This is a genomic window from uncultured Shimia sp. (genome assembly GCF_913054185.1).
Lineage (GTDB): Bacteria > Pseudomonadota > Alphaproteobacteria > Rhodobacterales > Rhodobacteraceae > Shimia.
In genome coordinates, this window is sequence record NZ_CAJXIV010000172.1 from 1 (window position 1) to 2,608 (window position 2,608).

At 59.2% G+C, this 2,608-nt stretch carries 2 protein-coding genes; both read left to right on the forward strand.

The window, feature by feature from the left end; genetic code table 11:
- The first annotated feature begins 21 nt into the window (after nt 1–21).
- A complete protein-coding gene (locus tag QZ517_RS20105) occupies nt 22–138 on the forward strand; it encodes a hypothetical protein (RefSeq protein WP_366766434.1) in 117 nt (38 codons plus the stop codon).
- A partial coding sequence (locus tag QZ517_RS19990; protein ID WP_294230820.1) for a molybdopterin cofactor-binding domain-containing protein occupies nt 135–2,608 on the forward strand: 2,474 nt, incomplete at its 3' end. The genes QZ517_RS20105 and QZ517_RS19990, both read left to right, overlap by 4 nt.

Here is a 2,608-nt window from a genome sequence, read left to right on the forward strand (position 1 = left end):
CGTTTGGTAAGTGGTGAGGCGTTGGATGAGGTGTTGGCCCCAATTTCGGATGTCCGCGGCGATGCGGATTATCGACGTGAGGCAGCGGAGGAACTGGTGCGCCGCGCGGTCCGGGATGTGATTGAGGTGACCCGATGATTTCTTTTGAGGTCAACGGCGTACTCCAATCTATCGACGTGCCAATGGGGCGTCGTTTGTCCCATGTTTTGCGTGACGATTTGCAATTGCGCGGAACAAAAGTGGGCTGCGATGCTGGAGATTGCGGCGCGTGTACCGTGTTGGTGGATGGCGAAGCGAAGTGTGCTTGTTTGACCCCCGTGGCGCAAGTTTCTGGGCGCTCGGTTGAAACCATCGAAGGTGTTGGAAACTCGGGCCCAAGCGCGTTGCAACGCGCGTTCCTGCGACATGGCGCAACGCAATGTGGGATTTGCACACCCGGCATGGTGATGGCGGCGGAAGCTCTATTAAGGCAAGACAAGGCGCCAGATCGTGCTTCGGTGGAAGCAGCCCTAAGCGGGGTTCTGTGTCGCTGCACGGGGTATGCGAAGATCATTGATGCGGTCCTGGATGCGGCAGGCAGTGGCGTTGGGCCGGAACCGGATGCGGGACGGGCGGTTGGCGCGCGCGTCGAGCGGCTAGACGGTGCTGCAAAAGTCTTGGGAACTGAAGCGTTTGGTGCGGATGTTGTTCCAGAAGGTGCCCTGTGGGTCAGGGCCATTCGTAGCCCGCATGCTGCGGCAGCTTTTGAATTTGGGGACGTTGAAAACTGGGGCAAGGCGCGAGATGTGTGTGTCTTCACCTCCAAAAACATTCCAGGGGTGAATTGCTTTGGGGTGATTGAGCGGTTTGCCGATCAGCCGGTTTTGGCCGAAACCGACGTGCGCATGGCTGGTGAGGCGGTGGCTTTGCTGGCCGGGCCCCAAGACGTTATGCCAAACTTGGATGTGGAAACGTTTCCAGTGCATTGGGAGCCTTTGCATTCATCCGAGACCACAGAGGAGGCACAGAACAAAGGCGCGCCGCAGATTCATGTGAACCGCGCGGGCAACCAGTTGATTGCTGGGGTTGTGCGCCGAGGGGACGCAGAGGGTGCGTTGAAAACGGCGGCACATGTAGTCGACGGCACGCTGCAAACGGGGCATGTGGAGCACGCCTATATTGAGCCGGAAGCGGGTGTGGCCTGGATGGAAGGCGATGTGCTCAACATCCGGGCGTGCACGCAAGCACCGGTTTTAGATCAGCAGACCACAGCCAAGGTTTTGGCACTGCCACTGGATCAAGTGCGCATCAGGCCTGCAGCAACTGGCGGTGGGTTTGGCGCCAAGCTGGATGTGTCAGTGCAGCCTTTGGTTGGTCTGGTGACCTTGCTGACCGGTCAGCCAAGCGCGATGATTTATTCTCGTGGTGAAAGCATGGTGGCCAGTACAAAGCGGCATCCAGCGGACATGCGCGCGCAGATAGGTGCGGACGCGGACGGTCGCCTGGTTGGCATGACAATTGATGGGGATTTTGACACCGGCGCTTACGCAAGTTGGGGGCCAACGGTGGCAGTGCGCGTGCCGGTGCATGCCAGCGGACCTTACGTGGTGCCAAACTACGACGCGGAAGCACGGGCGATCCACACCAATGGGCCAGTTTCTGGTGCGTTTCGTGGATTTGGCGTGCCGCAGGCTGCGGCGCTTCAGGAACAGTTGTTGGATCAGTTGGCGGATAAGGTGGGCATGGACCGCTTGGCATTCCGGCGGCTGAACGCTCTGACAGATGATGTTCCAACTGTGTGCGGGCAAGAGCTATCCGGCGTGGGGATTGGGGCCTGTTTAGAGGCGTTGCAGCCGCGGTGGGATGCGGCGTTGATATCCGCGGCTGGGTTTAACGCTGCAACGCAAAGCAAGGCGCGAGGCATTGGTGTGGCAAGTTGTTGGTACGGCTGCGGGAATACAGCTTTGCCAAACCCCTCAACCATGCGGATCGGGATTACAGCGGATGGCAGGGTTTGCCTGCACCAAGGGGCGATGGACATTGGTCAGGGGGCCAATACGGTGATTGCCCAATTGGCGGCGGATGCGCTTGGGGTTCCGGTACATCACATCACGTTGATTGATGCCGATACGGCGGTGACGCCGGACTGCGGCAAGACCTCTGCCAGCCGTCAAACGGTCGTGAGTGGCAAAGCCGCTGTGTTGGCGGCCAATTCATTGCGAACTAAGATTTTGCAATTGGCTAACGTTGGTCCGCACTCACGGATGTCTTTTTCTGCGGGCGTGCTGACCTTGATCGACGGCGCGGTGCAGCGAAACGTATCGCTGCACGAGCTGCCAGAGGACGCGCATGGCTACGTGCTATGGGCTGAGGAGAGTTATGACCCGCCAACCGAAGCGCTGGATGAAAACGGGCAGGGCGCGCCTTATGCCGTTTATGGCTACGGAGCGCAACTGGCTGAGGTGGAAGTGGATTTGGCGCTTGGGACTGTGCAGGTTTTAAAGATCACGGCGGCGCATGATGTGGGCAAAGTGATCAACCCGTTGCTGGCGGAAGGTCAGATCGAAGGCGGCATAGCCCAGGGGCTTGGCATGGCGTTGATGGAAGAGTTTCACCCAGGCACCACGGA